The 7363-nt window shown below is 62.4% G+C and carries 6 protein-coding genes and 1 pseudogene; 3 read left to right on the forward strand and 4 right to left on the reverse strand.

What is annotated here, in order from left to right:
* On the forward strand, positions 1–828 hold an 828-nt coding region (locus EOM25_10760; protein ID NCC25657.1), incomplete at its 5' end, for a hypothetical protein.
* A 1125-nt stretch (positions 829–1953) separates the two neighbouring features.
* Here the strand turns inward: EOM25_10760 and EOM25_10765 are convergent.
* Together EOM25_10765 and EOM25_10770 are read right to left on the reverse strand one after the other, a co-directional pair.
* Positions 1954–2097, reverse strand: a pseudogene (locus EOM25_10765) (prepilin-type N-terminal cleavage/methylation domain-containing protein).
* Between the two features lie 239 nt (positions 2098–2336).
* Complete coding sequence (locus EOM25_10770; GenBank protein ID NCC25658.1) at positions 2337–4064, reverse strand: beta-N-acetylhexosaminidase; 1728 nt, start codon at positions 4062–4064, stop codon at positions 2337–2339.
* Here EOM25_10770 and rfaE2 point away from each other — a divergent pair.
* Both rfaE2 and EOM25_10780 read left to right on the forward strand, forming a co-directional pair.
* Positions 4022–4525 (forward strand): D-glycero-beta-D-manno-heptose 1-phosphate adenylyltransferase, encoded by a 504-nt coding sequence (rfaE2, locus tag EOM25_10775; GenBank protein ID NCC25659.1) that lies wholly within the window; start codon positions 4022–4024, stop codon positions 4523–4525. The two genes, EOM25_10770 and rfaE2, sit on opposite strands and share 43 nt — an antisense overlap.
* Complete coding sequence (locus tag EOM25_10780) at positions 4522–6312, forward strand: type II/IV secretion system protein (protein NCC25660.1); 1791 nt, start codon at positions 4522–4524, stop codon at positions 6310–6312. The genes rfaE2 and EOM25_10780 overlap by 4 nt, the downstream gene beginning before the upstream one ends.
* 2 nt (positions 6313–6314) lie before the next feature.
* Here the strand turns inward: EOM25_10780 and EOM25_10785 are convergent, their stop codons facing one another.
* Together EOM25_10785 and EOM25_10790 are read right to left on the reverse strand one after the other, a co-directional pair.
* On the reverse strand, positions 6315–6920 hold the full coding sequence (locus EOM25_10785; GenBank protein ID NCC25661.1) for a hypothetical protein: 606 nt from the start codon (positions 6918–6920) through the stop codon (positions 6315–6317).
* Positions 6892–7197, reverse strand: a complete 306-nt coding sequence (locus tag EOM25_10790; GenBank protein NCC25662.1) for a hypothetical protein — start codon at positions 7195–7197, stop codon at positions 6892–6894. Before EOM25_10790 ends, EOM25_10785 begins: the two co-directional genes overlap by 29 nt.
* Positions 7198–7363 lie beyond the last annotated feature (166 nt).

Raw genomic sequence — 7363 nt, forward strand, 5'->3', positions numbered from 1 at the left:
AACCGCCCCGACCTCAAGGGGTACCGGGAACAGCTCGAAATCGCCAAGTACCAGATGTACCAGACCTGGAGCGCCTATTCGCCGACGGTCAACGCCTACGTCAATTTCGGTTACAATACGACGCTTACCCGTCGCAAGGGGTGGAACGGAACCCCGGGCAACCAGCCTAACCGCACTTATAGCGAATCGCCGTCGTTCGGTTACGGCCTGACCGCCGACTGGACGATTTTCAACGGATTGATCCGTGAGAACAGAATCCGCGAATACAAGGCGAACCTTGCGGTCGCCGAGTTTACCGTCGCGGCCCAGTGGCTTGCCGTGGTCAGCGAAGTGCGCACCGCATATGCCAACTACGTGCAGAGTGTCCGGCAGACCCGGCTCTATGAAAAGACCCGCGAGCTTTCGGCGCAGCAGCGCGACCTGGTCGATGAGGGCTACAAGGCCGGCAATGTCGAGCTGACCCGTCTCAACGAGGCGCAGCGCGACCTGGTCGAAGCCGAAACCAACCTCGCCAGCAGCTATATCAACATTCAGAATGCGAAGGCCCAGCTCGATGCGTCCGTCGGGGCCAATCCGGCCGCCTACTACGGGGATCCGGATAACGTCGCTCCCGGTATTTTGCGGAATACGCCGATTCCGGCCGCCGACCAGGCGGAAACCGTGCCGGTCGCCGCCCCCGGAAACGAGGCTGTGATGCCGCCCGCGCCGCCGCTCAACATGGCCGAGGCGCAGAAGGATGCCGGGGTTCCGGTGACCGCTCCGCAGAACACGCCGCCGCAGGCGCCCGCGATTCCGGCCGACCCCAACAAGGTGCCGGAGATCAAGTGACCGTCCACCCGGTTCGGATGGATGCCGCCGGAGGTTTCCGGCGGTTTTTGCGTCTTTCGGGAGGAGAAAAACAGGAGGGAAATGATGCTGTTCAAAAATAAGAAACGATATGTGGTTCACACCATGGGCGATCCGGTTTTGCGCCAGGTCGCCGCGCCCTCCACCATTTGCAAATGAAAAACCCGTCCAATGACCGCGTTCGGTTGTTGGACGGGTTTTCTATTCATGGCAGGAGCCCTTGGGGGACAATGCGTAGGGGTTGTTTTCAAACCCAGGCCTCGGCCGCCTGGCTGTCTTGAGCTCCCCCGGCCGCACCCCATCCCGTAGGGCCAGATTTCAAACCTGCCCCCGGTAAAAAACCTGCCCCCAATAATCAAATCGGCCCAAATTCCGGGGCTTGGTTTAAAACCCGCCCCTACAACCACCCCCACAGGGCCAGAACCATGGTCGCCAGCAGGCCCAGCCCGGCCACCAGCACCAGAACCTCGATCAGATGGTCCCTGTCCGGCTTCCCGCCTTTGCCCATACCTGCCTCCCCGGGTCTGGAAATGAAAACGGCGGCCAAGGGGCCGCCGTTTGATACATCATCGCGTTCGCTATGCCTCAGGGCACCATCATCCAGTTGGCTGTAGGCTGACCGCCACCGGGTTGGGCGACGAAGTCGTCGGTGTTCACAGCAACTGCGGGGGGAGGTGTGGCCTGAAGACCAGCATTGTTGGGCCATGTGGGGTTGGAAACCGAGTACAGGGTATTTTCAACGTCGCTGTCCTGGCCATAGGCGGTGTCGCCCTTGTAATGTCTGGTCATGATGATGAAGGAGTTGCACACGTCACCGGGGTTTGCAGGCACGATTTCGTTTTGGATTTCACTGACCATGTCTGAACCATAGGCCGTGGGCACGGACATGTCGCGCTGGTTACCATTGGCATCAAAGATGGTTCCACCCAAGCGACCGCCGATCGCGACTGGGGCGGCCGGAACGGCCAAGGCAGCAACAGTGAAGGTGTCGGCCACGCCCTGGGCGGCCGTAGCGGCCTGCAGGTTGGCGGCGGCGGCTTCGGTCCAACCATAGCCACCGAGTTCGGAATTCAGGTTGGCGTTGTCGGCCTTGACGTTATGGTTCACGGCCTTGGCTGCAGCGTTGTAGGCCCGGAGCCGATAGGCCATGAACTGGGGCACGGCGATGGCGGCCAAAATACCGATGATGGCCACGACGATCATCAACTCGACCAGGGTGAAACCCTTTTCATTGCGTCTGGGCAGTGTCATGAGAAAAACCTCCATTTGAAATGTGTGAATGCGTGTGGGGAACCATTCCCCTCATCCGTTGCCAATGGTAATCCAAGAACCATGCCGATGAAAGCCATAATTTTTTATTGATGAAATCAACATGTTATAGAAATATCAACGGTTCTCGATCGGGCCAAAAACCGAAAATTGTCCAAAAAAGAGACAATTTTCGTCCGTAGGGGCGGGTTTGAAACCCGTCCCCGATCTCAAACCCACCCTCAATTCCCCCCGGGCCCGGCCACAAACTCACCCGCAGGCCCCAGGGCCACCCATTCCCCGAACAGGTTCAAATAGCTCGATCGAACGAACGGCAACTCCCTTTCCAAATACGGATCGTTCAGGGAAAAGAACCTGACCGTCAGATCGCGTCCGGCCAGGACCTTGGCCGACATGTCCACCAGGGGCCTGCTCCCGGCCAGGATCCAGACCTCCCCGGCCCCTTCCAGGGCCTGCCGGAACACAGGCTCGTCCTCGGCCGAACGGACCAGGGCCCTGGGGCCCGGCATCCAGGGGACGAAATCGAGAAACCGGGTCCGGTCCGTGACCAGGGCCGCGCCTTCGGCCCGGACCGGAACCGGAAACAAACCGGCGTCGGTGTTCACGCCCAAAACCTCCAGGGTGATCTCCCGCTCCCGGGCCAGATGCTCGGCCGTTCTCAGAACCCGGCCCAGCTCCTCCGGAGGCAGGGGCGGACGGACGAATCGGTCCTTGAGCCTGAGAACCCTGGTCACGGCCTCGTCCAGGCGCGCCCGGGAAATGGCTCCGGACCGGGCCGCCTCCAATACCGGCTCCAGAAGCTCCTCGAAGGTGAAGGGGCAGGGCAGGTTCTCAGAGAAGAGCAATAGATCGCACCCCGCATTGACGATCTCCACAGTCAGAGAGGGCAGGTCGAAATGCTTGGACAGGGCCTGCATGTCCAGGGCATCGCTGATGACGACCCCTCGGAACCCGAGCATGGAACGCAGGATGTCCTGGAGCACGGCCCTGGAGGCCGTGGCCGGACGGTCCGGATCCAGGGCCGGGTAGAGGATGTGGGCGGTCATCACCGCCGGGGCCCCGGCCTCGATGCCGGACCGGAACGGAACCAGTTCCACGGCCTCCAGTTCGGCCAGGGTCTTGTGAAGGACCGGCAGGTCCAGATGGCTGTCCATGTCCACGTCCCCGTGGCCGGGAAAATGCTTCAGGCAGGAACCTTCACCGGCCAGGGCATACCCGCGCACGGCAGCCGCCGTCATTTCGGCCACCTGGTCCGGGTCCTCCCCGAAGCTCCGCACCCCGATGATGGGATTGTCCGGATTGCTGTTCACATCGGCCACCGGAGCCAGATCCAGGGACAGGCCCAGGGCGGCCAGTTCCGCTCCAGTGACCCGAGCCGCCTCGCAGGCGTTTGCGGTATCAGCCGTCCGGCCCAGGCCGTAGTTGGCCGGAAAGAGGGTCACCCCCGTGGTCAGACGGGTCACCCGGCCCTGCTCCTGGTCGATGGCCACAAGGACCGGGATCTTCAGCCGGGTCAGGGCCGCCGTCTCCTGGAGGCCAGCCGTCAGTCGGGCAACGCTCTCCGGATCGGGACAATTCTTGGTAAAGAGGACGAAACTCCCCACATGACGCTCGAGAATGCGCTCCACGGTCCGGCCGTCCAGGTCCGGGCCGGGAATTCCGATCATGAACAATTGCCCGACCTTTTCCTCCACGCTCATGGACCTGACCATTTCCTCCACGGCGTCCCGGCCGTCCTGATGCCGGGCCAGACAAGAACCCAGAAGCAGAAGGGCCGCAAGGCCCAGGGCCATGGCCCGAATCCGGCCGTCCTTTACAATCAGTCTTATCATATCTATCCTCGAACTCCTTGACATTTTGAACCTTTTCGCCCGTCGACATCGCCGGACACGACCGGAGCCAGTCCATGCCCGTTCCCCTTCCAACCCAGAGTTCAATCTATCCGGCATCCAAGATACTGGCAACCGATCAGGCCGGGAAACTGCGGACCGCCGTGACCGGAATTCTGGTCTTCACCAACGGCTGCTTCGATCTCCTCCACCCCGGCCATGTGGACTATCTCCACCGGGCCTCCCTACTGGGGGACATCCTCGTGGTCGGCCTGAACAGCGACGCCTCGATCCGCCGTCTCAAGGGCTCGTCCAGACCGGTCAACCCCCAGGACGACCGGGCCTTGGTCCTGGCCGGTCTGGCCAGCGTCGCCCATGTCGTCATCTTCGATCAGGACACCCCCCTGGAGCTGATCACGGCCCTGCAACCCGACGTCCTGGTCAAGGGCGGGGACTGGCCCGTTGAGACCATCGTCGGCCGCGAGGTCGTCCTGGCCCGTGGCGGCCGGGTCCTGAGCCTGGACCTTTTGCCCGGCCACTCAACCACCTCCATTCTGAAACGGATCCGGGCCGAACGATGAGCGCGCCATCCCTGTTTCGGACCAACCTGCCCTATTCCCTGGACAATCTCCTGAATATTCTGGAAAAAATGGATGTCCTGACCTCTGATCAGGTCCAGGCCGGACGAAAAAGGGCCCGGGAGGACTTCGGATTCGATCTGTCCGGGCCCGACGGCATGGACAATCTTCTCAAGCTCGGCCTGGCCCCGGCCGGGGTTTCCTGGCTTCCCCAGACCTCCAGACTGACGGAGGAACTGGTCGTCCGGACCGTGGCCAAGGCCCACGGCCTGGAGTTCAAGCGCATCGACCCCCTGGAACTCGATCTGGAGGTCAGCACCAGGACCATCTCCGAGAGCTTTGCCCGGCGAAACATGCTCGTTCCCATCCGGATTGTCGACGGCCTTCTGGAAATCGTCGTCTACAATCCATTCCGACCGGAACTCTGGGAGGACATGGAGCGGGTCACCCATCTCCAGTACCGGGTCCATCTGGGCACCCGGGCCGACATCACCCGGCTCATCGACGAATTCTACCAGTTCCAGATGTCCATCAAGGCCGCCGAAAGCGAGTTCAAGGCCGCCGACGAACTGGGCAACCTCGAGGGCCAGGTCCAGGTCCAGCAACGGACCGACCCGACCACCCAGCGGCACATCATCAAGGCCGTCAACTATCTCATGCGCTCGGCCATCCGGGAGCGGGCCAGCGACATCCATCTGGAGCCCAAGAGGAACAAGAGCCTGGTCCGGATGCGCATCGACGGCATCCTCCACACGGTCCACACCCTGCCCATGTCCATCCACCAGGCCATCATCAACCGGCTCAAGGGCCTCTCCCGCATGGACATCGCCGAAAAACGCCGCCCCCAGGACGGCCGCATCCAGCTCATGCTGGATGCCGTCCCCACAGACGTCCGGGTCTCGACCATTCCCGTGGCCTTCGGGGAGAAGATGGTTCTCCGCCTCCTGTCCAGCGAGACCACCCTTCTCGGTCTGGACAGCCTGGGCATGACCGAGGCCCAGAGGGTCATCTTCGACCGGTTTCTGGCCTCCACCCATGGGCTGGTCCTGGTCACCGGCCCCACGGGCAGCGGCAAGTCCACGACCCTCTACTCGACACTCAAGGCCCTGGCCCGTCCCGAGATCAATCTGGTGACTATCGAGGACCCCATCGAGATGGTCGTCGAGGACTTCAACCAGATCGGCATCCAGACCAAGGCCGGCATCACCTTCGGCCAGATGCTCCGCCACATCCTCAGGCAGGACCCGGACATCGTCATGGTCGGGGAAATGCGCGACCTCGAGACGGCCGAGCAGGCCGTCCAGGCCGCCCTGACCGGACATCTGGTCTTCTCCACCCTGCACACCAACGACGCGGTCTCGGCCATCACCCGACTCCGGGACCTGGGGGTGGAAGCATACCTCCTGAACGCCTCCATCATCGGCTCCATCGCCCAGCGCCTGGTCCGGACCATCTGCCCGTCCTGTAAAGTTCCCTGTCGTATCGACGACCAGGCCCTCCGGGAATGGGGCGTGGCCGACCGCATTCCCGAAGGCCGGGCCTTCCGGGGAACCGGGTGCGAGCACTGCCGAAGGACCGGCTTCCACGGCCGTCTGGCCATCTTCGAGATCATCCCCTTCGACTCCGAGATCAAGGAGGCCGTCCGCTCCCACGCCGAACTGGCCGAACTCCGGGCCCTGGTCCGGACAAAAAAAATCCCGACCCTGTTTCAGGCCGGGATGGATCTGGTCCGTTCCGGAACGACCACCTTCGAGGAGGTCCTGCGCGTGGCCTCGGCCAACGTCGAATAGGTCTAATCCGGCTTGGTCTCCACGGTGGGCCGCACGACCTTGGCCGCCACCCGCTCCTCCCTGGTCAGCATGCCGTACACACCGGCGGACATCGGCACCCCGGCCTTGGCGATGGCCAGGACCTCGTTTCCGGCCGCCTCGAGAATCCGGAAATGGAAGTCCACCCGGTCCGGCATGACCGAGTAGGTCCCGGTCAGGACCAGGGACACGTTGGCCTTGTCCGTCAGTAGACGGCTCTCCTCCCTGGTCAGAATGATCTCCCCCGTCTCCGGGACCATGTCGATGTCTGCAGCCCTGCGGATTTCCCGGACCCGGTAGCCGTTCTGGACAAACCACATGGCCAGCTCCTCGGACGCATACCGGGACAGGCTTGAAGCCGTCTTGAGATCTCCCAGGTTCACGGCCGTGGTCACGACCATGACCGTGGACTCCGGAAGCACCCCCAGATCGATCAGGCGGTCCTCCAACTGGCTGTCCAGATCCCAGCCGACCTTCTGGGTCGGAAAGATTCCCGACCCGGCCCAGGCCGACCCGGCCCAAATCAGGATCAGGGCCGGAACCAGACAGTGCAGAAATGTTTTAGCGCTGAATCTGTAACCGCTTGGCATAGATCATGTCTTCCGTTCGTTGCAGTTCCGAGAGGCATTGAGCCCTAAACTCCTCGTTGCGGGCGATGGCCAAGGCCAGGACCAGCTTCTCCCGGGCCAGCTCGTAGCGGCCTTCGGCCTGGTAACGTCGGGCCAGATAGTAGTTGAACAAGGCCTCTTCATGATAGGGCACGGCCGTGGCCGTCGTGGCCGAACGGCATTGTTCGCAACACCACGCCATGGGCACGGGGGACAAAAATCCCAGGACCAGAAAAACCACTGTCGCGCGGATCATCATCCTCATCGTTCATCCCTCCGTCAATATGGGCTTTGATCTTGGGCGTAGTTGCGAACCTGCACGTCCACCGACTTGAGGCCCATCCCCGTTCTTCGGGCCAGCATCTTCCGCACGGTCGTGGTCTGGGGAATGACGATCATCCCTGTGGTCAGGACCAGGCCCGTTT

The organism is Deltaproteobacteria bacterium, assembly GCA_009929795.1.
Lineage (GTDB): Bacteria > Desulfobacterota > Desulfovibrionia > Desulfovibrionales > Desulfomicrobiaceae > RZZR01.